This is a genomic window from uncultured Bradyrhizobium sp. (assembly GCF_936943645.1).
In the GTDB taxonomy this organism is placed as follows: Bacteria; Pseudomonadota; Alphaproteobacteria; order Rhizobiales; family Xanthobacteraceae; genus Bradyrhizobium.
In genome coordinates this window covers 121504-141981 of record NZ_CAKZJO010000055.1, presented here as the reverse complement: position 1 = coordinate 141981, position 20478 = coordinate 121504, and the positions used below count along the sequence as shown (strand labels likewise).

Below are 20478 nucleotides of genomic sequence, written 5' to 3'. Positions count from 1 at the left end.
TATTCGCTTTCTGGTCTTCTCGAGAAATGGCCGACTAGAAGGGGCTCGTTGCCGGGAAAATCAATCCGGCCAGTAGACCGTTCCATACGGGAACGGCAAGTCTACATCACCATTTTAGGTCCGCGTCAGGTCCGTGGGATGTAGGCACGAAATCTTGCCCGGCCAATGGCGCCTTTTGGCACAGCACCGAGTGTAGCGCGTTTTATGCTTAAGGGGAAACCCGATCCTGCCCGGAAATCGCGCATCTTCAATCGTTTAAGGCGCCATTTGGCTGAAAAGGCAGGATAAGCGTCACAGTTGTGAGCGTGGGCCGAATCTCCCTTCCGGGACCGTTCGTCCTTGTGGAACGAGGCGGCCCTATGTTAGCCAACCGCCGCGAAATTCAGCCCAAATCGGGTAAGGAGAGACTCTCATGACCAACGGTAACGGCACCCCTCCCGAGGCGGCCCAGGCGCCCCAGCTCAACGTGCTGGCGCAATATACCAAGGACCTCTCGTTCGAAAATCCGAACGCGCCCAGCTCGCTCCAGCAGCAGAGCCAGCCGCCCCAGATCAACATCCAGATCAATGTCAGCGCCAACAACCTCAGCGAACAGGAGTTCGAGGTGACGCTGTCGGTCGAGGGCAAGGCCGAGACCGCGGGTAAAATCATGTTCTCGTTCGAGCTCGCTTATGCCGGCGTGTTCCGGATCGCGAACGTGCCGAAGGAAAATCTGCACCCGCTGGTCATGATCGAGTGCCCGCGCCTCTTGTTCCCGTTCGCGCGCGAGATCATCGCCACCGCGGTGCGCGATGGCGGGTTCCCGCCCCTGATGCTGGATCCGGTCGACTTCGTCGGTCTCTATCGCCAGAACATGGAGCGGCAAATGGCCGCTCAGGGCGGTCAAGCCGGTCAGGCTTAACCAGCCGGTGGGGCGACTGGGGCGGCGAGATACTCGTTCCAGATCGCCTTTTCACCCATCGTTGCGATGAAGGCCCGATGGGCCTCTCGCTCGACATCTGAAACCCGCGGCGCGAGCGGCACCAAGCGCTGCCGCCGCGGTGCATCGCCGGCCGCATTGACGCGAATCTCCTGAGCTTCCGAAGCCAGGAGCAGCTGCGACTGCCGCGCCCCCACCAGATCGACATAGACCTCGGCCAGCAGCTCGGCGTCGAGCAGCGCGCCGTGCTTGGTGCGGTGTGAATTGTCGATCGAATAGCGCGAGCAGAGATCGTCGAGCCGGTTCGACACGCCGGGATGCTTGCGGCGCGCCAGCAGCAGCGTATCGACCAGCCGCTCGCGGGGGACCGCCGCGCGCTTGATCCGATCGAGCTCGGCATTGATGAAGCCGATATCGAACGAGGCGTTGTGGATCACCAGCGGCGCATCGCCGATGAACTCCAGAAACGCATCGGCGACTTCGTGGAACAGAGGCTTGGTCGAGAGGAACTCGGCCGAGAGCCCGTGCACCGCGAAGGCCTCCGCCGGCATGTCCCGCTCGGGGTTGATATAGACGTGATAGGTCTGTCCCGTCGGCATGCGGTTGAAGATCTCGACGCAGCCGATTTCGACCAGACGATCGCCGCGGAGCGGATCGAGGCCGGTGGTTTCGGTATCGAGAACGATTTCGCGCATGATTTTGGGACGCCGTATGAGGGCAGCGAATCAGGCTCGCCGCTGCGGCATCTTAACGACCTCGGCCAGGATGTGCGCGATTTGGGCACGTACCGGCTCAAGCCCGTGTGACGTATCCACCACGAAATCGGCGCGCTTGCGCTTTTCCGCGTCGGGCATCTGCTTGGCGATGATGGCGTCGAGCTTCGCCTCGTCCATCGTGCCGCGGGCCAGCACCCGTTCGCGCTGCAGTTCCGGCGAGGTCGAGACCACGACCACGGCATCCATTCGCTTCTCGCCGCCGGTCTCGAACAGCAAAGGGATGTCCAGAACCACGACCGGTGCACCGGCCGCGTCCGCATCGGCGAAGAATTTTCGCCTGGACTCGCCGAGCATCGGATGGACGATCTGCTCGAGCTGCTTGATGGCAGCGGGATCATGCACGACACGCGCCGACAGTCTGGGACGATCGACCCTGCCGTTCACGGTGGTGCCGGGAAAGGCGGCCTCGATCGCGGGCGCCGCTTCGCCTTCGTAGAGCTGATGCACGGCGGCATCGGCGTCATAGACGGGCACGCCGGCCTCCGCGAACAATTTCGCGGTGGTGGATTTTCCCATCCCGATCGAGCCGGTCAGTCCCAGGATCCACATCAGCCTATAACCATCTCTGTCACTCACACGGCAACTAGCCGTTCGCACCGCAGAAACGCAAGCAGCGGCAGCAACGGCAGGCCGAGGATGGTGAAGTGGTCGCCCTCGATGCGTTCGAACAGATGGATGCCGAGGCCTTCGAGCTGATAGGCGCCGACGCTGGTGGTGACGATATCGCCGGCGGCGTCGAGATAGGCCGACAGCTCCGCTTCGGTCATCTTCCGCATCGTCATGCGGGCCACCGAGACGTCCTCAAAAACGATCTTGCCGTCACGTGCCACGGCCACCGCGGAATTCAGCTCGTGGCTGTTGCCGGCGAGGTCGCGCAACTGCGCCATCGCCTGATCACGGCCGGCAGGCTTGTTGAAGAGACGATCGCCAAGGGCCAGGGTCTGGTCGGCGCCGATCACGTAGCTCCCGGGATAATCGGCGCAGACCGCTTTGGCTTTTTCGCGCGCCAGCAACAGGCCGATCTCGCGCGGGCTCGATAGCTTCGACGCAGCCTGAATGCCGCGCTCGTCGATGTCGGCAGTCACAGCCTTGAATTCCAGCCCGGCATTCGCGAGCAGCATCTTTCGCGCGCTGCTTTGCGAAGCCAGGATCAACGGAGATTTGCCGCGCCACAGACCCATTGCGAAAAACTATTCCGTGGGCCGGTTGCGCTGGCGATCGCTGTAGAGCTTCATGATCGCCGCGGCGGTTTCCTCGATCGAGCGACGCGTGACGTCGAGCAGCGGCCAATCATGCTTGGCACTCAGCTTGCGCGCGAACGCGACCTCCTCGGTCACCGACTGCTTGTCGGTATAGGTGTCGCTGCCGGATTCGGCGCCCATGGAGAGCAGCCGGTTCTGGCGGATCTGGATCAGCCGTTCCGGCGTCGCATGCAGGCTAACGACCAATGGCCGGGTCAGCGTTTCCAGCTGCGATGGCACCGGAATGCCCGGAACCAGCGGCACGTTGGCGGTGCGGATGCCGCGATTGGCGAGATAAATCGACGTCGGCGTCTTGGACGTGCGGGACACACCGACCAGGACGACGTCGGCCTCGTTGAGGCCGTCGACATGCTGGCCGTCGTCATGGATCATCGTGTAGTTCAGCGCGTCGATCCGCTTGAAATATTCCGCGTTGAGGACGTGCTGGGCGCCGACGCGCCCCGTCGTCGCAGCGCCGAGATAGGCCTCGAACAGCTGCATCACGGGCCCGATGATCGACAGGCTCGGAACATTGATCTCCTTGCACTTGTCCTCGAGCCTGGAGACCAGATCCTTCTCCAGCAGCGTGAACAGCACGATCCCCGGCGCTTCCTCGATCTCGTCGAGCACACGGTCGAGCTGCTTCTGGCTACGGACCAGCGGATAGACGTGCTCCACGGGGGTCACGTTCGCATATTGCGCGGCGACCGCGCGCGCCACGGTGATCAGCGTCTCGCCGGTGGAGTCGGAGACCAGGTGCAGATGGAAATAATTGTTCGAGGTCGGCACAAAAACCCTTTGGATTGAGTTGGGGTGGTTTGTGGATTTCTGTGGAGCTTAACCCCTCGGAAAGGGATGTGCGACACCAGGGGCGGGACAAGTGCCGATTTTCTTCACACCACTGCCCTTCAGAACAAGTCCGACGGACCCTCGCGACGGAAGCGGGATTGCGCGGACAACCCCCTTGATAAGCTGCCGATCAAAACGCGCAAGCCTTTGACGCCGGCTGACTTATCGGAAGTCGGCAGGCGTGTCCGGGAAATGTGGATGGATGTGAACAAGCGCACGTGAACGCGCGGATGGAATTGCATGAGTCCAATCCACGGTCACTCAGACTCAAACCTTAAGAATCTAAGATTCTAGATTTGAGGAAGGCGCTACGGACGGATATGTGTGCAGGCTAGACCTTAACGAGTTCTTACTATCCCCAGCGTTCCCTGCGCTGGCAGAAATCCGGACCCGAGAAAATGTTCGAAGACGTCTATCTCTGGATCAAGGCGCTGCATGTGATCGCGGTCATCGCCTGGATGGCGGGCATGCTCTATCTGCCGCGGCTGTTCGTCTATCATTCCGAGGCCGAGATCGGCTCGAAGCAGTCGGAAACGTTCAAGGTGATGGAACGCCGGCTGCTCAAGGCCATCATCAACCCCGCCATGATCGTCACCTGGCTCGCCGGGCTTTATCTTGCCTGGTCCGGCCACTGGTTCTCGTTCGGCTGGCTGCACGTAAAACTGGCACTGGTCCTGGCGATGTCGGCGGTCCACGGCTTTTTTTCCCGCTGGCTGAAGGATTTCGCTGCCGATCGGCGCCCGCGGACACAAAAATTCTATCGTATTATCAATGAGGTGCCGACCGTTTTGATGATTTTCATCGTCATCATGGTGATCGTGAAGCCGTTCTAGGCGGGACTTGCGACCAATCCGCCTAGCGCTTCGGCTTGCGGAGTGGGAAGCGATTTTCTATATTACCGACATCCCACCCAACGCAGGCGGATGTGGTTGTGTCTGAGCTTTCCAGAGGCCGGACACCGCATCAGGTTTGAAGCCTCATCGGCACTTAACCTTGCCAGACCTGCGGACCTTACCTTCTCACGTCCGCATTTCAGAGCCTCCTCGCACCCCCTCCCAAGGTTACCCCACAGGACCATCCCAATGCGGGAAATTAAACTCGAAGACCTCAAGTCCAAAACGCCGGCCGAGCTCGTCTCGTTCGCGGAGGAGAATGGGGTCGAGAATGCCAGCACCATGCGCAAGCAGGAGCTGCTGTTCGCCATCCTCAAGCAGCTCGCGCTCGCCGAGACCGATATTGTCGGTCAGGGCGTCGTCGAGGTTCTCTCCGACGGCTTCGGCTTCCTCCGCTCGCCCGATGCGAATTATCTGCCGGGCCCGGATGACATCTACGTTTCGCCCTCGCAGATCCGCCGTTTCGGCCTGCGCACCGGCGACACCATCGAAGGCCATATCCGCAGCCCGAAAGAGGGCGAACGCTATTTCGCGCTGCTGAAGGTCAACACGCTCAATTTCGAGGATCCGGAAAAGGCCAAGCACAAGGTCAATTTCGACAACCTCACGCCGCTGTTTCCGAATCAGCGTTTCCGCATGGAAATCGACGATCCGACGCGGAAAGACCTGTCTGCACGCGTTATCGACATCGTGGCTCCCATCGGAAAAGGCCAGCGCGCATTGATCGTGGCGCCGCCGCGCACGGGTAAAACCGTGCTGATGCAGAACATCGCGCATTCGATCACCCACAATCATCCCGAATGCTATCTGATCGTGCTGCTGATCGACGAGCGTCCGGAAGAAGTCACGGACATGCAGCGCTCGGTGAAGGGTGAGGTCGTGTCGTCGACCTTCGACGAGCCGGCGGTACGCCACGTCCAGGTCGCCGAGATGGTGATCGAGAAAGCCAAGCGCCTGGTCGAGCACGGCCGCGACGTCGTGATCCTGCTCGATTCGATCACGCGCCTGGGCCGTGCCTACAACACCGTGGTGCCGTCATCCGGCAAGGTGCTGACCGGCGGTGTCGACGCCAACGCCCTGCAGCGCCCGAAGCGCTTCTTCGGTGCCGCCCGCAATATCGAGGAGGGCGGCTCGCTGACCATCATCGCGACCGCGCTGGTCGATACCGGCAGCCGCATGGACGAAGTCATCTTCGAAGAGTTCAAGGGCACCGGTAACTCGGAACTGATCCTCGATCGCAAGGTCTCGGACAAGCGGACCTTCCCGGCGATCGACATCTCCCGCTCCGGCACCCGCAAGGAAGAGCTCATCACCGACCCGCAGGTGCTCAAGAAGATGTACGTGCTCCGCCGCATCCTCAATCCGATGGGGACGATGGACGCGATCGACTTCCTGCTCGACAAGCTGCGCTCGACCAAGAGCAATTCGGAGTTCTTCGACTCCATGAATACCTGAGTGCAATGCAGCAAAGGATCCAAGGGCGCCTTCGGGCGCCCTTTTTGTTTTGCAGGCTTGCTGCGGCGTAGATGCAGCATGACTGAATGCTGCGGGTCCGATCGTCTGATTTGAAGAAGATGTTGATATATCAAAATAATACTTGAATTCGGTCCGGCCGAACCGCTGCCGGAGGAGGCGCCGGCGCAGCAAAACGGTCCCGCTATATTGCGGTGCAATAAAGGAATTGCTGCGGGATTTGCTGCAGCAAAACTCGGCCGTCGGCCGGGCGGGAAAACGGACGTTTGCCTTTTCCCAGCCAGCCGCACAAATAGGCCATGCATCCACGGGATCAGACCATCTTTGCGTTGTCGTCCGGCCGCGCGCCCAGCGCCATCGCGGTGGTACGTGTCTCGGGCGCCCAAGCCGGCTTTGTGCTGACGACGCTCACGGGCAAGCAGCCGGCGCCGCGGCAGGCCAGCCGCCGGCTGCTTCGAGACAACGCAGGACAGCCGATCGACGACGCGGTCGTGCTCTGGTTTCCTGGTCCGGGCAGCGCGACCGGTGAGGACGTCGCCGAATTTCACGTCCATGGCGGCCGCGCCGTGCTGGCCGCGCTCCTCACCGAAATTTCGTTAATTCCGAATGCACGTGCGGCCGAGCCTGGCGAATTCACGCGGCGCGCGTTTGAGAACGGCAAGCTCGATCTCACCGAGGCCGAGGGCCTCGACGATCTCATTCATGCCGACACTGACCGCCAGCGCCGTCAGGCGCTGCGCCAGCTGCAAGGCCTGCTCGGCGACCGCGCGCGCGACTGGCGCGAGCGCATCATCGAAGCGTCGGCACTGATCGAGGCCGGCATCGATTTTTCCGATGAAGGCGATGTGCCCGCGGAGTTGAGGGCGCCCGCGATGAAGGCGATCAGAAGCCTCCATGAGGAAATTACAGATGCCCTTGCGGCACAGGGACATTCTGAACGGCTGCGCGAAGGCCTCGTGGTTGCTATCGCCGGCGAGCCGAACGTTGGCAAGTCGACGCTGATCAACCAGCTCGCGCGCCGCGACGTCGCGATCGTCTCGCCGCACGCGGGCACCACGCGCGACGTGATCGAGGTGCAGCTCGACCTCGACGGCTATCCCGTCACCGTCATCGACACCGCCGGCATCCGCGAGACTGACGATCCCGTTGAGCAGGAGGGCGTGCGCCGGGCGCGGGCGCGGGCCGAGGAAGCCGATCTCGTGCTGTGGCTGGTGGAGGGTGAGCAGGCGGTTGCGTCCGACGCGATGCGCTCCCTTCGGAAATCCGAAGGCGCGGGGCGGACGGAGGGACCGGTCTGGGTTGTGCGCAACAAGATCGATCTCGGCGGCGCCGGGCCGGGCGGCGAGTTCGGAATCTCGGCGAGCCGGGGTGACGGCATCCCCGAGCTGGTCGAGGCTCTCGTGAAATTCGCCGCCGAGTTTTTCGGAACCAGCGAGGTCGCCCTGGTGACCCGGGCCCGCCAGCGGGATCTGTTGAGCCAGGCATTAGACAGCTTGCGCCGGAGCCTGGAGCTTGTAGAAGACGGCGAAGAACTGGTCGCCGAAGAGCTGCGCGCCGCCGCCTATGCCCTGGGCCGGTTGCTCGGTCGGGTCGATGTCGAGGACGTCCTCGGGGCGATCTTCCAGAAATTTTGCATCGGAAAGTAGTGCTAGTTCTTCATTGTAGAACTAGTGCTTGTTCCACTTCTTGTGTTTCACGTGAAACAGACGGGCCGAGGTTTCCGTTTCACGTGAAACAACGGCGTGGGGGAGCCTTGTTTGCAGCCTGATGGGTGACCTTGTGGGTGGTCGCGCCCGAGCTTCTCTTAGCTTGCTGTTTCACGTGAAACACTTTCCGATTGGTCCAATCGCGATTCAAGACTGCCTTGCATCCGTGCGCTAGTCCCTCACCCTGGGCAGCAATTGTTCCCCATCGGCCTATCCTCGTCATTGCGAGGAGCCCTTGCGACGAAGCAATCCAGACTATCTCCACCGAGAGGGCTCTGAATTGCCGCGTTAAGCTCGCACTGACAGTGCCGTAGCAGTTCCCTGGAACACAGTCATAGGTGCGGACGTGCCATAGCAGCGCGTCTCCCGGTGGGAGTGTCCCATACACCCTCCGGCCCTGTTCGCTTCACGCAAAACAGCAATCCTTTCAACGCCCATTCTACTGTGCATGGGGTTGTTTTCTCAAAATTCGCCCGCCGCCTCTTGGTCCGCGTTTCACGTGAAACATCCGTCCTCTCAGTTTCCGCTTCCGGCTTTCTCGCCCCTGAGATAGAAGTCCCGCCATGCGAACAGAGCGAGAGAGCTTCGACGTTATCGTGATTGGCGGCGGTCACGCCGGCTGTGAGGCCGCGGCTGCCGCTGCCCGGATGGGCGCTGCGACGGCTCTCGTCACACATCGTTTTTCCACCGTAGGCGCGATGTCCTGCAATCCCGCCATTGGCGGTCTCGGTAAGGGCCATTTGGTCCGCGAGGTCGATGCGCTCGATGGTCTGATGGGTCGGGTCGGTGACGCTGGCGGCATCCAGTTTCGGGTGCTCAATCGCCGCAAGGGCCCGGCTGTGCGCGGTCCGCGGGCTCAGGCGGACCGGAAGCTCTATGCAGCGGCGATGCAGGCCGCGATCCGGGAGACCGACGGTCTTTCTGTCATCGAAGGCGAGGCCGATGAGCTGATCGTTGTCGATGGCCGGGTTACTGGACTACGGTTGGCTGATGGCCGGGAGCTTCGGGCAGGGGCTGTCGTCGTCACCACCGGCACCTTTCTCCGCGGTCTGATCCATCTCGGTGAGAAGAACTGGCCCGCCGGCCGGGTCGGAGAAGCCCCCGCAATAGGTCTTTCGGCCTCGTTCGAACGCGCCGGATTCACCCTCGGACGCCTCAAGACCGGGACGCCGCCGCGTCTGGACGGTTCGACGATCGATTGGTCCGCGGTCGAAATGCAGCCCGGAGACGAGCCTCCGGAGCCTTTCTCGGTGATGACCGAGCGGATCACGACCCAGCAGATCCAGTGTGGGATCACCAGGACTACGACCGCGACCCATGAGGTGATCCGCGCGAACGTCCATCGCTCCCCGATGTACTCCGGCCAGATCAAGAGCTCCGGTCCTCGCTATTGTCCCTCGATCGAGGACAAGATCGTCCGCTTCGGCGATCGCGACGGTCACCAGATCTTCCTGGAGCCGGAAGGGCTCGACGACAGCACGGTCTATCCCAACGGCATTTCGACCTCGCTCCCGGAGGAGATTCAGCTCGCGATCCTCGCCAGCATCCCCGGCCTGGAGCGGGTCAAGATGGTCCGTCCGGGCTATGCCATCGAATACGACCACATCGATCCCCGCGAACTCGATCCGACCCTGCAGACCAAGCGTCTGCGCGGTCTCTTCCTGGCCGGGCAGATCAACGGCACCACGGGATACGAGGAAGCCGCCGGGCAGGGCATCGTGGCCGGCCTGAACGCCGCGCTCTCGGCCAGCGGGGCCGCATTGACGGTTTTCGACCGTGCCGACGGCTATCTCGGCGTGATGATCGACGATCTCGTCAGCCGCGGGATCAGCGAGCCCTATCGGATGTTCACCTCGCGCGCCGAATACCGGCTGACGCTTCGGGCGGACAACGCCGATCAGCGTCTGACCGAGAAGGGGATCGCGCTCGGCTGCGTCGGAAATGCCCGAACGCAGCATCATCGCGCCAAGATGGATGCCCTGAACGCGGCGAGGGCGTTGTCGAAGTCGCTGACCATCACCCCGAACGAGGCGATCAAGCACGGCCTGTCCCTGAACCGCGACGGGCAGCGGCGGTCGGCCTTCGAGCTGATGGCCTATCCTGATATCGGCTGGAGCCAGGTTCGCGCGATCTGGCCGGAGCTGTCCGCGATCGACCCTATTATCGCCACCCATCTCGAGATCGACGCCAAATACGATGTCTATCTGGAGCGCCAGAGCGCCGACGTCGAAGCCTTCCGGCGTGACGAGGGCATGGTGTTGTCCGAGATCGACTACAGCCAGGTGCCGGGCCTCTCCAACGAGGTCCGCGCCAAGCTTGAGAAGGCGCGGCCGTTTACGGTCGGCCAGGCCGGCCGGATCGACGGCATGACACCGGCGGCGCTCGGCATCCTGGCGGCGTATCTCCGCCGCGAGGCGCGGAAGACCTCCAAGGCAATCGCATAAGCCAATCGCATAGGCGTTTCACGTGAAACAGCGCGGACCGGGCGGGGATAGACCGCTATCGCGACGACCCGGAGCGGGTGAGGACCCAGGACAGCGGTCCGAGCCGGCGCCGGCCAAACGGAAGATCGACAAGGCCAGCGCCAGCGATCAGGCACTCGACTCCGTCATTGCTGCCGACAAGCGCGCCGCGCTCAAGCTTGCGCCCGTTTCACATGAAACAGAGGCCCGGCTCGATCGCTACATCGCCCTGTTGCGGGAGTGGCAGGCCAAGACCAATCTGGTCGCGCCGTCGACGCTGCCTCATCTCTGGACCAGGCACATCGCCGACTCGCTCCAGCTTGTCGATCTCGCGCCCGACGCAAAGCGCTGGGCCGACCTTGGCAGCGGTGGCGGTTTTCCCGGCGTCGTGCTGGCCTGCGCCATGGCCGGGACGCCGGGTGCCAGCGTCCATCTCGTCGAACGAATCGCCAAGAAGGCTGCATTTTTGCGCGAAGCCGTCCGCGTCACCACATCTCCGGGAGTCGTACATCTGGCTGAGATCGGGGATAATGTGGATAGAATCACCGGCCGCGTCGATTGCGTCACCGCCCGCGCGCTGGCTCCGCTACATCAACTCATCGGCTTTGCGGAGCCGCTGATGCGCCAGGGCGCAAAAGCGTTATTTCTCAAGGGTCAAGATGTAGAGGCTGAATTGACCGAAGCCGCTAAATATTGGAATATTCAGCCGAAGCTGCACCGAAGCCGGACGGGCGATGGGTGGATCGTCGAGCTGACTTCAGTTGAACGGCGCGGGTGAGGCGTTCAGGGGTTGAGTGGGGAATTTCGATGACCGTGATTGACGAGCCGCAGCAAGATCAGACCCAGGATGAAGCTGGAGTGGTCCCGCATGGTCACCCGCGCATCCTGGCGCTGGCGAATCAGAAGGGCGGTGTGGGAAAAACAACCACAGCGATCAACCTGGGAACCGCGCTCGCGGCGATTGGCGAGCGCGTCCTGATCGTCGATCTCGATCCGCAGGGCAACGCCTCGACCGGGCTCGGCATCGACCGCCGCAATCGCTCCTGCTCGACCTATGACGTGCTGATCGGCGAAGCGCCGCTGCGTGAAGCCGTGGTCTCGACCGCCGTGCCCCGGCTGCACATTGCGCCGTCGACCATGGATCTTTCCGGCCTCGAGCTTGAGCTCGGCACCACGCCCGGCCGCGCGTTCAAGCTGCGCGATGCGATCGGTGCGCTGAACAACAACGTTTCGCCTGATGCCGATTACACCTATGTGCTGATCGACTGCCCGCCCTCGCTCAACCTGCTCACGGTGAATGCGATGGCGGCGTCGGACGCAATCCTCGTGCCGCTGCAGTGCGAGTTCTTCGCGCTCGAAGGTCTGTCGCAATTGCTGCAGACGGTGGAGCAGGTGCGATCGACGCTCAATCCGAACCTGTCGATCCACGGCATCGTGCTGACCATGTTCGACTCGCGCAACAACCTCTCCAACCAGGTCGTCGCCGACGTCCGCCAGTTCATGGGCGAGAAGGTCTACAAGACCATGATCCCGCGCAACGTGCGCATCTCCGAGGCGCCGTCCTACGGCAAGCCGGTGCTGGTCTACGATCTCAAATGCGTCGGCAGCGAAGCTTACTTGCGGCTGGCGACCGAGGTGATCCAGCGCGAGCGCGAGCTGCGCGTCACGCATTGACGGAGAGATGCGTAGGGCGGGTTAGCGCAGCGTAACCCGCCGTCTATCTCGCCTCGAACAAGCCTGTGGCGGATTACGCTACGCTAATCCGCCCTACGACCGACGATTCGAAATTCAGTTCTGGAGTACTCTAGCGTGAATCCAAGGGAGCTGGCGATGGCCGACGAAGCGCGTTCGCGACTGGGCCGGGGTCTTGCAAGTCTGATCGGTGATGTCGGCGGCGAGGCCCAGCACGTCGATCGGCCGCGCGCGCAGCGCAAGGTGCCGATCGAGTTCATCAAGGCAAACCCGCGCAACCCGCGTCGCACTTTTCTGGATGCGGAGCTGAAGGAGCTCTCCGAGTCCATCAAGCAGCACGGCGTGATCCAGCCGATCGTGGTGCGTCCGGTGAAGGGCACGCAGGACCGCTTCGAGATCATCGCCGGCGAGCGACGCTGGCGCGCCTCGCAGATGGCCGGCCTGCATGAAGTGCCGATCGTGCCCGTCGACATCAGCGACAGCGATGCGCTGGAATTCGCGATCGTCGAGAACGTGCAGCGCGAGGATCTCAATCCGATGGAAGAGGCGCAGGGCTATCATGCGCTCGCCAACGAGTTCAAACGCAGCCAGGAGGACATCGCGAAGGTCGTCGGCAAGAGCCGCAGCCATGTCGCCAACATGATGCGGCTGACCAAGCTGCCGGCCGAGGTGCAGGCCTTCATCGCGACCGGCGAGCTGACCGCCGGTCACGCCCGCGCGCTGATCGGCGTGCCGGATCCCCTCGCCGCCGCCAAGCGCATCGTCGAGGAAGGACTCAACGTCCGCCAGGCCGAAGCGCTCGCGCATGAAGAGGGCGTGCCGGAGCGCAAGCCGCAGAAGGCGCGCAGCACCGGGGCTAAGGAGAAGGACCCCGATACGATCGATCTCGAAAAGCGCGTCAGCGATGCGCTCGGTCTCAAGGTCACCGTCAATCACCGCGACCCCGGCGGCTCGGTGCAAATCAACTACCGCAACCTCGATCAGCTCGACGAGGTGATGAAGCGGCTGGCCAAGGGCGCGCTGTAGGCCAACGCTGTCGTCCCTGCGAACGCATGGACCCATACCGCGTGATCCATCGATTGGATCGGATAGCAGTCCGGACTGCAAGTCTTCGCCAAACCGCTCCCTGTGGTTATGGGCCCCCGCGTTCGCGGGGACGACAGCGGGCGTGTGGCGCTCGTCCGCTCCAACATCGTCATTGCGAGCGTAGCAAAGCAATCCAGAATCTCTCTGCGGAGGGAGTCTGGATTGCTTCGTCGCTTTCGCTCCTCGCAATGACGTGGAGAAAGTTGCGCCCGCTTGACGCTCGAGAGAGCGGGGGCCTAACCCCGCCGTCTCGCATTCGCGGCGATCGCCATCAGCGTGCGCTGGGCGATGGCGGCGGCAAGTGTCGATTGCTTGCGGGTGTCGAGGGCTGCGGTCGCGAGCTGCTCGATGATCGCCGCGAGTCGAGCCGGGCTGAAATTGCGCAGCGCCGTCTCCACCGCGGGCTTCCGTGAAAAATGCAGGCGCGGATAGCCGCCGTCGAGCACGGCGGAGGCAGGCTGGCCGTCGGCGATGGCCAGCGCGGATTTGTGCAGCCACGCCGCCTGGCGCTGCGCGGCGGAGATGATCACGCCGGGATAGGTGCCGGCGATCATGGCCTTCGCGAATTCGGTCTCGACGATATCGGGGCGGCCGGCAAAGGCGCCGTCGACGATCGGGTCGAGCTTCAGCTCGGAGGCATCGGCGACCACGGCCATCACATCATCCAGCGTGACCTCGCCCTTGCCGTGAGCGTAGAGCGTCAGCTTGCGCAGCTCGTTGCGCGAGGCCTGGCGGTCACCACCGAGGAACGACATCAGCGCCGCGCGGGCATCCTGCGCGATGCGCAAATTGGCGATTCGCAGTTCGTCGTCCATCAGCTTGGCGAGGTCGCGCTCGGTGTCGGGATAGCAGCCGATCGCCACTGCGGCCTTGGCCTTCTCGCAGGCCTTGCGCAGCGGCGATTCCGGGCGGAGCTCGCCGGCCTCGATCACGATGCGGCAATCCTTCACGTTCATTTCGGCCAGCGTGTCGACGCCGCTGGCGAAGCTGCGCGAGCCGGCGCGGATGCGGATGGCGCGGCGGCCGCCGAACAGCGGCACCGTCATGGCTTCGTCGACGAGGCGCGAGGGCTCGGCGGAGAGTTCGTCGCCATCGAGCTTGACCAGGGAGAAGGGATCGTTGGGATCATCGACAGCGGACGCGATCAGCGCATCGGCGCGCTCGCGGACGAGGCCGGCATCAGGGCCGTAGAGCAGGATGATCGGGCGGCCCGCATCGGGGCGGGCGAGGAAGGCGTCGATCTCTTTTCCACGCAGCGCGACCATCGGACCCAATTGTCATTCCGGGGCTCGCAAAACGAGGATCCGGAATCCAGAGATTATTTGATCGAGATTCTCAGATGCACAGTTGCGCAGCTGAGTTCACGCTGCGCGTGCCCCGGAATGACGGGTGTGAATTACGTGCCCGCAGTGAAGAACGAGGCCAGCCGGGTCGTGATGTTCTCCGCGATCTCGTTGGCGGCACGATCCTCGGCATCGCGCACGGCGCGGTTGCGGGAGAAGCGTTGATAAGAGCCCGGCATGTCGTAGGACACGCGCGAGAACGTCGAGCCGGACATGACGGACTTGCCGGTCGCAACCTCGACCAGATTGTACTGGGCGTCGATGCCGAGATTTTCGCTGGTCGGCAGTCCCGTCGTGGCGCTGACGATCAGCGACGAACGGCTGGTGGTGAAGCGGATGTCCAGCTTGTGGGTCGGCGGCATGCCTGTCGCGCTACCGTAAAGCTTGAAGGCCAGCGCGTTGCGGATTTCGACGCCGACGCGGGCCTCGCGGGAGGCGTTGGGCTTGCTGATCGGGGGCAGCTCGATGCCCATCAGCTTCTCGCGCAGGCCGGGAGTACCGTCGCTCCGCTCGGCATACATCGGCTGGAAGCAGCCGGCTGTCAGCGCGGCCAAGGCGGCGACCGCCAGCAAGCGGGCTGCGATGCGGATCCTAGCCGACAACATTTACGATCCTCTTGGGGACGATGATCACCTTGCGGACGGGCTTGCCGTCCAGGGCCAGCTTTACCGCATCGAGGGCCAAAACGGCAGCCTCGATTTCCGGATTTTGGGCCGCTGTTGCAACTGTGACCTCGCCCCGCTTCTTGCCGTTGACCTGGACCACCAGGGTCACGCTGTCTTCAACCAGCAAATCGCGTTCGATTTGGGGCCAATTGGCCTCGGAAACCAGCCCGCTCTGGCCCAAAGCCTGCCAGCACTCCTCGGCGAGGTGCGGCATCATCGGGGAGAACAGCTGGACCAGGATCTGACTGGCCTCCCGGATCGCCCAAGCCAGATCTGGGGCGGGCTGGCCGGGACGTTGCAGGATCTCCGAGAAGGCGTTGGCGAATTCGCGGATATGGGCAAGGCAGACGTTGAAATGCAGCCGCTCGATCCCGGTGGTGACCTTGTCCAGTGCACCATGCGCAGCCTTGCGCAGGGCAGTGGCATCCGGGCCGAAGCCGGCCGGCCGGCCCGCCGGTGCGTTCTTGGCGAGCTCGACGGCATCGTTCACCAGCCGCCATAGCCGCTGCACGAAGCGCGAGGCGCCCTGGACGCGCTCGTCGCTCCAGATCACGTCGCGGTCGGGCGGGGAGTCCGACAGCATGAACCAGCGGGCGACGTCGGCGCCGTAGGTCTCGATGATGTCGTCGGGGTCGACCGTGTTCTTCTTCGACTTCGACATCTTCTCGATCGGACCGATCTGGATGTCTTCGCCCGACGTCAGCAGCGTCGCGCGGCGTCCGTTGCCGGCAACCTCGACCTTCACCTCGGCCGGCTGCACATAGGTGCCGTCGGCCTTCTGGTAGGTCTCGTGCACCACCATGCCTTGCGTGAACATGCCGGCGAACGGCTCGTCCAGCGCGATGTGCCCGGTCGCCTTCATGGCGCGGGTGAAGAAGCGGCTGTAGAGCAGATGCAGGATCGCGTGCTCGACGCCGCCGATATACTGGTCGACCGGCAGCATCCGGTTGGCCACCGCAGGCGTGGTCGGCGCGGTCTCGTTCCAGGGATCGGTGAAGCGCGCAAAATACCAGGACGAATCCACGAAGGTGTCCATGGTGTCGGTTTCGCGGTTCGCCTTGCCGCCGCATTTCGGGCAGGTGACGTGCTTCCAGGTCGGGTGATGGTCGAGCGCATTGCCCGGCTTGTCGAAGCTCACATCCTCCGGCAGCACCACGGGCAAATCGGCATCGGGCACCGGCACGACGTCGCATTTCGGGCAATGGATCACCGGGATCGGGCAGCCCCAATAGCGCTGGCGCGAAATGCCCCAGTCGCGCAGGCGGAAATTGACCTGCCGCTCGCCGACCGCCGCATTGCCGCGCAGCTCGCCTTCCAGACGCTTTGCGACCTCATCCTTGGCCTGATCGATGGTCATGCCGTCGAGGAAGCGCGAATTGATCATGCGGCCGTCACCGTCATAGGCGGTGTCGGTGATGACGAAGGATTTCGGGTCCTGGCCCTCGGGGCACACGACGGGTGTGTTGCCGAGACCGTATTTGTTGACGAAGTCGAGGTCGCGCTGGTCGTGCGCCGGGCAGCCGAAGATCGCGCCGGTGCCGTATTCCATCAGCACGAAATTGGCGACATAGACCGGCAGCTTCCAGCTCGGATCGAACGGATGCACCGCGCGGATGCCGGTATCGAAACCCTGCTTCTCCGCGGTGTCGATGATCGACTGCGCGGTGCCGATCTTCTTGATGTCGGCAATAAACTCCGCAAGCTCAGGATTCTTTGCGGCAGCGGCCTGCGCCAGCGGATGATCCGCCGAGATCGCCATGAACTTCGCGCCGAACAGGGTGTCCGGGCGCGTCGTGAAAATCTTCAGCTCGTTCTCGCCAGCGGGCGTCGTCGCCGCATCCAGCGCGAAACGGATCAAGAGGCCCTCGGAGCGGCCGATCCAGTTGCGCTGCATCAGCCTGACCTTGTCGGGCCAGCGGTCGAGCCCATTCAGCGCGGACAGCAGCTCCTGCGAGTACTTCGTGATCTTGAAGACCCACTGGCTCATCTCGCGCTGCTCGACGACGGCACCCGAGCGCCAGCCGCGCCCGTCGATCACCTGCTCGTTGGCGAGCACGGTCATGTCGACCGGATCCCAGTTCAGCTTGCGCTTCTCACGCTCGGCGAGGCCCGCGGCGAGCATGTCCAGGAACATCTTCTGCTGATGCTTGTAGTAGCTGGGGTCGCAGGTCGCGAATTCGCGTGACCAATCCAGTGACAGCCCGATCGAGCGAAGCTGCTTCTTCATCGCGGCGATGTTGTCGTAGGTCCAGGCTTTCGGCGCGACCTTGCGCTCGATCGCGGCATTCTCGGCCGGCAGGCCGAAGGCGTCCCAGCCCATGGGGTGCAGCACGTTGAACCCCTTGGCGCGCATGAAGCGGGCCAGCACGTCGCCGAGCGTGTAATTCCGGACATGGCCGATATGGATGCGCCCGGACGGGTAGGGGAACATCTCGAGCACATAGTATTTCGGCCGCGAATCATTGTTTCGGGAGACGAAGATCGCCTGTTCGTCCCAGAGGCGTTGCCAGCGCGGTTCGGCGTCGCGGGCGTTGTAGCGTTCGGAGGTCATGGATTCGTTGGGGTTTTTGTGGGTTCGGCCGTCTCAAGACGGCGGACTAGGCCATAGAAGTCCTCAGGGGGTCAATGGGTTGCCGCGATTTGGAACTTTGACCGCGCCTCCGCATAACTACGAGGACCGGTGTTGGGGTGGGATTAAGGGCTCGATGCCAATTTGCGGTCCGACAGGACCGCATGACCGCGATGGATTCAAGCTTCGACGATCCCGACTATGACTACGCCGCCTCCATCGCTGGACGGGCGATGCGCAGCATGGCCGAACAGCGGATCGCGCCGACGCCGGCTAATTTTGCGGTCTGGTACCAATATTTCGCCGGAAGCCACGATGACCTGCGCAACGCGATCGATCTCCTGATCGATCACAATCGCCCCTTTGACGCCCGGACCAATCAGGAGCTGTTCGAGACCTATGTCGCCCCCCAGGTGAGTGCCATCGTGGTCGATACGTCCGAACGGCTGCAGTCCCTCATGGGGACGGCCAGGGATTTCCTGACGACCGCAATTGCCGACAATCATTCGCAGATGCAGGCCATCAGCGAGGTGGCGGACCAGGGCAAGGCCGGGGTCGATCCGAAGGCGCTGGTTGCCCAGCTGATGAACGAGCTGGCGCGGGCCGCCACCAGGGCGACGCGGCTGGAGGCGGGATTTGCGGAAAAGACCCGCGAGCTCGACGTGATCCGTGACTCGCTGTCGCGGTCCGAGGAACGCGCCCGGACCGACACGCTGACGGGCCTTGCCAACCGGCGGGCGCTCGACGAATTCCTGCGCAAGGCGCAGGCGACCGCGGCATGGGGCGAGCCGCTCAGCGTGCTGATGCTCGACATCGACCACTTCAAGACCTTCAACGACAATTTCGGCCACGGTGTCGGCGACCAGGTGCTGCGCCTGATGGCGAAGGTGCTGCGCGAAAAAGTCCGCGCGCAGGATCTGCCGGCCCGCTATGGCGGCGAGGAGCTGATTGCGGTGCTGCCGGACGCCGATCTCGCCGCCTGCACCGAGATCGCCGAACGCATCAGGCGTGCGCTCGCCGAATGCACGATCACCCGCCGTTCGACCGGCGAGATCCTCCCCAGCATCAGCGTGTCGATCGGCGTGGCCCAGTATCGGGCCGGCGAGGCGATCACCGATCTCATTGAGCGCTGCGACCGCGCGCTCTATCTCGCCAAGGGCAGTGGCCGTAACCGCGTGGTGACCGAAGCCGAGCTCGATCGCGACGGCGCTGCGGGGTAGCGCGGCCGGCCTGCGGTTGGGTCACCTATTCACAGATGGTTCGTTTTACCTTAGGTTGTGCGGCGTGATCCTCACACAGGCCGGCCTGCACAATGAACATTTTCGGTGCCGTTACCTTCGGAAGCCTGATCAAGACTTTCCTTCCCGGCCTGGTGTGGCTGTGCGCATTTGGCATCGTCGAGGCCGACATCGCTCAGTACAGAGGCTACGAATCCTATGTCTTGAAGATTCTCGGCAACAGCAGCCAGGCTTCGACGCTGCTGATCATCGCGTTTCCAGCTTCAATTTTTGTCGGCCTGTTGTCCAATATCATCGTCTTCATGGGGCTGAATGACTGGCTGGTGCGCACGCCTTTCAAAGAAAGCAACGGGGAGCTGTTCGCACTGCACGCCAAGCTCTCGCAAATGCTGCGCGACAAGAGCTGGGAGGCACTGGGACTGAACGACGATGGGCTGAAGCGGAGTTTCAATCTGTACACCGACCCCGAGATCATTCTCGTCGAGCGGATCGGGCCCGAGAAGCTTGCCTACGTCCGGGAGCAGTATTGGTATCATCTGGAGTTTCAGCTCAATCTCCTGATTTCGTTCTGCGCGGTTTTTCTCGCGCTCGTGGTGTCGGCATTTCTCAATGGTGCATTCGACTCGGCAGGCGGATTCGGACGCCTGGTCGTGATGATCGTCGGCTATGGCCTGATCAGCCTCTGGCTGCGGGGGGCCGCTCGAAAGAACTACGCGCGGCATGTCGCCAAGATGGCGAGCCTGCTGACGGCCGTCCTGACGAAACAGGAAGAAGCGGACGACGAGGACGCGTAGCCGAGCCATCAACAGCTCGCGGAGCCAAAGGCGAACAGGCCGGTTTCGGATCGGCGTTCGATGCCCTATATTGACGCGATGCAGGCCTATTTCTTTGACCTCGACGGCACCCTGACCGACTCGCGGGCGGGGCTGTATCCTGCGTTCCGGCGTGGTCTGGAGACGATCGGCGTCCCGGTGGTCTCCGATGCCCAGCTCAAGAAGTTTTTGGGAACGCCGCTTCCCCAGGTCTTTCGTGCGATGCGGCCCGACGTAAGTCAGATCGAGATCGACCATGGAATGGCTGCCTTCCGGGCCCTTTTTGAACGGACGGGAATTGTTGCCAACGAATTATATCCGGGTGTAATAGAGCTGCTCCGCGGCGTCCAGAAACGCGGTTCGGCCATTTGGATCGTGACCTCGAAGCCCCAAAACCAAGCGATTGAGGTGGTGCGCTATCTCAAGCTCGACAACTATGTAGCCGGAGTGATCGGTGCGGGCTTGGCCGAGACCGATACGAAGACCGACCTCGTCGGCCGCGCCCTCGTGGCCGCACAAGTCGACAGCGGTGAGGCGGTGATGGTCGGCGACCGCTCCTATGACGTCATCGGAGCGATCGAGAACGGTGTGCTGCCAATCGGTGCGCTGTGGGGTTATGGCTCCGAGGACGAACTCAAGAACGCCGGGTGCCAGCACTTTGCGAAATCGCCGGACGATTTTCGCATGGCCTATGTCGAGACGAGAGCAGGCTTTACCGATTTCAGTCTGACCGCTGCCGCAGCGCGATACTAAA

Annotated in this window: 18 protein-coding genes; 11 read left to right on the top strand and 7 right to left on the bottom strand. The window is 62.9% G+C overall.

Features of this window, described 5'->3' with window-relative positions; translation table 11 throughout:
• Positions 1-412 precede the first annotated feature (412 nt).
• The gene (gene secB, locus Q0743_RS14980) at positions 413-901 is read left to right on the top strand and encodes a protein-export chaperone SecB (protein ID WP_097660485.1); all 489 of its coding nucleotides are present in this window, start codon (positions 413-415) and stop codon (positions 899-901) included.
• On the opposite strand, the gene dnaQ is transcribed toward secB, so the two are convergent.
• The 4 genes from dnaQ to Q0743_RS14960 are packed head-to-tail and all read right to left on the bottom strand — an operon-like array spanning position 898 to position 3725.
• Positions 898-1614, bottom strand: a complete 717-nt coding sequence (dnaQ, locus tag Q0743_RS14975) for a DNA polymerase III subunit epsilon (protein WP_367184912.1) — start codon at positions 1612-1614, stop codon at positions 898-900. The genes secB and dnaQ overlap by 4 nt on opposite strands.
• Positions 1615-1644: 30 nt before the next feature.
• Entirely contained in the window at positions 1645-2244 is a 600-nt protein-coding gene (coaE, locus tag Q0743_RS14970; protein ID WP_298242293.1) for a dephospho-CoA kinase, read from the bottom strand.
• 23 nt (positions 2245-2267) lie between these two features.
• On the bottom strand, positions 2268-2876 hold the full coding sequence (locus tag Q0743_RS14965; protein WP_298242292.1) for a Maf family nucleotide pyrophosphatase: 609 nt from the start codon (positions 2874-2876) through the stop codon (positions 2268-2270).
• Positions 2877-2885: 9 nt separating this feature from the next.
• Positions 2886-3725 (bottom strand): pyruvate, water dikinase regulatory protein, encoded by an 840-nt coding sequence (locus Q0743_RS14960; RefSeq protein WP_298242291.1) that lies wholly within the window; start codon positions 3723-3725, stop codon positions 2886-2888.
• A gap of 458 nt (positions 3726-4183) precedes the next feature.
• Here Q0743_RS14960 and hemJ point away from each other — a divergent pair, with 458 nt between their 5' ends.
• The 7 genes from hemJ (at position 4184) to Q0743_RS14925 (ending at position 13037) form a co-directional block, all read left to right on the top strand.
• Positions 4184-4618, top strand: a complete 435-nt coding sequence (hemJ, locus tag Q0743_RS14955) for a protoporphyrinogen oxidase HemJ (RefSeq protein WP_128921095.1) — start codon at positions 4184-4186, stop codon at positions 4616-4618.
• A 249-nt stretch (positions 4619-4867) separates the two neighbouring features.
• The gene (gene rho, locus Q0743_RS14950) at positions 4868-6133 is read left to right on the top strand and encodes a transcription termination factor Rho (protein ID WP_008133567.1); all 1266 of its coding nucleotides are present in this window, start codon (positions 4868-4870) and stop codon (positions 6131-6133) included.
• Between the two features lie 317 nt (positions 6134-6450).
• The gene (gene mnmE, locus Q0743_RS14945) at positions 6451-7797 is read left to right on the top strand and encodes a tRNA uridine-5-carboxymethylaminomethyl(34) synthesis GTPase MnmE (RefSeq protein WP_298242290.1); all 1347 of its coding nucleotides are present in this window, start codon (positions 6451-6453) and stop codon (positions 7795-7797) included.
• A gap of 623 nt (positions 7798-8420) precedes the next feature.
• Complete coding sequence (gene mnmG, locus Q0743_RS14940; RefSeq protein WP_298242289.1) at positions 8421-10301, top strand: tRNA uridine-5-carboxymethylaminomethyl(34) synthesis enzyme MnmG; 1881 nt, start codon at positions 8421-8423, stop codon at positions 10299-10301.
• Between the two features lie 124 nt (positions 10302-10425).
• Entirely contained in the window at positions 10426-11097 is a 672-nt protein-coding gene (gene rsmG / locus Q0743_RS14935) for a 16S rRNA (guanine(527)-N(7))-methyltransferase RsmG (protein WP_298242340.1), read from the top strand.
• A gap of 29 nt (positions 11098-11126) precedes the next feature.
• Positions 11127-11993 (top strand): ParA family protein, encoded by an 867-nt coding sequence (locus Q0743_RS14930; protein WP_298242288.1) that lies wholly within the window; start codon positions 11127-11129, stop codon positions 11991-11993.
• Between the two features lie 156 nt (positions 11994-12149).
• The gene (locus Q0743_RS14925) at positions 12150-13037 is read left to right on the top strand and encodes a ParB/RepB/Spo0J family partition protein (protein ID WP_298242287.1); all 888 of its coding nucleotides are present in this window, start codon (positions 12150-12152) and stop codon (positions 13035-13037) included.
• A gap of 296 nt (positions 13038-13333) precedes the next feature.
• On the opposite strand, the gene holA is transcribed toward Q0743_RS14925, so the two are convergent.
• From holA to leuS, 3 genes are all read right to left on the bottom strand, one after another.
• Positions 13334-14362, bottom strand: a complete 1029-nt coding sequence (gene holA, locus Q0743_RS14920; RefSeq protein WP_298242339.1) for a DNA polymerase III subunit delta — start codon at positions 14360-14362, stop codon at positions 13334-13336.
• 131 nt (positions 14363-14493) lie between these two features.
• Complete coding sequence (lptE, locus tag Q0743_RS14915) at positions 14494-15045, bottom strand: LPS assembly lipoprotein LptE (protein ID WP_097660497.1); 552 nt, start codon at positions 15043-15045, stop codon at positions 14494-14496.
• A complete protein-coding gene (gene leuS / locus Q0743_RS14910) occupies positions 15032-17656 on the bottom strand; it encodes a leucine--tRNA ligase (protein WP_298242286.1) in 2625 nt (874 codons plus the stop codon). The genes lptE and leuS overlap by 14 nt, the downstream gene beginning before the upstream one ends.
• Positions 17657-17847: 191 nt before the next feature.
• On the opposite strand from leuS, the gene Q0743_RS14905 reads away from it, so the two are divergent.
• The 3 genes from Q0743_RS14905 to Q0743_RS14895 all read left to right on the top strand — a co-directional run bounded on the left by Q0743_RS14905 (position 17848) and on the right by Q0743_RS14895 (position 20477).
• Positions 17848-18894 carry a GGDEF domain-containing protein gene (locus tag Q0743_RS14905; protein WP_298242338.1) on the top strand — a complete coding sequence of 349 codons (1047 nt, stop codon included), beginning with the start codon at positions 17848-17850 and terminating at the stop codon, positions 18892-18894.
• 92 nt (positions 18895-18986) lie between these two features.
• Positions 18987-19706, top strand: a complete 720-nt coding sequence (locus tag Q0743_RS14900) for a hypothetical protein (protein ID WP_298242285.1) — start codon at positions 18987-18989, stop codon at positions 19704-19706.
• A 60-nt stretch (positions 19707-19766) separates the two neighbouring features.
• Positions 19767-20477: an HAD hydrolase-like protein gene (locus Q0743_RS14895; protein WP_298242284.1), complete on the top strand. Its 711-nt coding sequence runs from the start codon at positions 19767-19769 to the stop codon at positions 20475-20477.
• Position 20478: the final 1 nt, after the last annotated feature.

What these genes read in the sequence shown, in the direction of transcription:
- lptE (WP_097660497.1), bottom strand. Translation starts at nt 15,045, where the DNA reads ATGTTGTCGGCTAGGATCCGCATCGCAGCCCGCTTGCTGGCGGTCGCC.
- mnmG (WP_298242289.1), top strand. Translation starts at nt 8,421, where the DNA reads ATGCGAACAGAGCGAGAGAGCTTCGACGTTATCGTGATTGGCGGCGGT.
- Q0743_RS14965 (WP_298242292.1), bottom strand. Translation starts at nt 2,876, where the DNA reads ATGGGTCTGTGGCGCGGCAAATCTCCGTTGATCCTGGCTTCGCAAAGC.
- Q0743_RS14900 (WP_298242285.1), top strand. Translation starts at nt 18,987, where the DNA reads ATGAACATTTTCGGTGCCGTTACCTTCGGAAGCCTGATCAAGACTTTC.
- holA (WP_298242339.1), bottom strand. Translation starts at nt 14,362, where the DNA reads ATGGTCGCGCTGCGTGGAAAAGAGATCGACGCCTTCCTCGCCCGCCCC.
- Q0743_RS14905 (WP_298242338.1), top strand. Translation starts at nt 17,848, where the DNA reads ATGGATTCAAGCTTCGACGATCCCGACTATGACTACGCCGCCTCCATC.
- coaE (WP_298242293.1), bottom strand. Translation starts at nt 2,244, where the DNA reads ATGTGGATCCTGGGACTGACCGGCTCGATCGGGATGGGAAAATCCACC.
- secB (WP_097660485.1), top strand. Translation starts at nt 413, where the DNA reads ATGACCAACGGTAACGGCACCCCTCCCGAGGCGGCCCAGGCGCCCCAG.
- Q0743_RS14930 (WP_298242288.1), top strand. Translation starts at nt 11,127, where the DNA reads ATGACCGTGATTGACGAGCCGCAGCAAGATCAGACCCAGGATGAAGCT.
- Q0743_RS14925 (WP_298242287.1), top strand. Translation starts at nt 12,150, where the DNA reads ATGGCCGACGAAGCGCGTTCGCGACTGGGCCGGGGTCTTGCAAGTCTG.
- leuS (WP_298242286.1), bottom strand. Translation starts at nt 17,656, where the DNA reads ATGACCTCCGAACGCTACAACGCCCGCGACGCCGAACCGCGCTGGCAA.
- hemJ (WP_128921095.1), top strand. Translation starts at nt 4,184, where the DNA reads ATGTTCGAAGACGTCTATCTCTGGATCAAGGCGCTGCATGTGATCGCG.
- mnmE (WP_298242290.1), top strand. Translation starts at nt 6,451, where the DNA reads ATGCATCCACGGGATCAGACCATCTTTGCGTTGTCGTCCGGCCGCGCG.
- rho (WP_008133567.1), top strand. Translation starts at nt 4,868, where the DNA reads ATGCGGGAAATTAAACTCGAAGACCTCAAGTCCAAAACGCCGGCCGAG.
- Q0743_RS14895 (WP_298242284.1), top strand. Translation starts at nt 19,767, where the DNA reads ATGCCCTATATTGACGCGATGCAGGCCTATTTCTTTGACCTCGACGGC.
- dnaQ (WP_367184912.1), bottom strand. Translation starts at nt 1,614, where the DNA reads ATGCGCGAAATCGTTCTCGATACCGAAACCACCGGCCTCGATCCGCTC.